The sequence below is a fragment of the Streptomyces sp. A012304 genome, assembly GCF_026008495.1.
Taxonomy (GTDB): Bacteria; Actinomycetota; Actinomycetes; order Streptomycetales; family Streptomycetaceae; genus Streptomyces.
Map to the genome: position 1 here is coordinate 1 of NZ_BQUN01000222.1, position 282 is coordinate 282.

The 282-nt window shown below is 56.7% G+C and carries 1 rRNA gene; it reads right to left on the minus strand.

The features are described from left to right. Positions 1–282 (minus strand): 23S ribosomal RNA (locus ALMP_RS42560); the annotation flags it as partial.

A 282-nucleotide genomic window follows, 5' to 3' on the forward strand; every position in this document is an offset into this window, starting at 1 on the left:
TTCCGACGCTCCCACGGCTTGTAGGCACACGGTTTCAGGTACTATTTCACTCCCCTCCCGGGGTACTTTTCACCATTCCCTCACGGTACTATCCGCTATCGGTCACCAGGGAATATTTAGGCTTAGCGGGTGGTCCCGCCAGATTCACACGGGATTTCTCGGGCCCCGTGCTACTTGGGTGTCTCTCAAACGAGCCGCTGACGTTTCGACTACGGGGGTCTTACCCTCTACGCCGGACCTTTCGCATGTCCTTCGCCTACATCAACGGTTTCTGACTCGTCC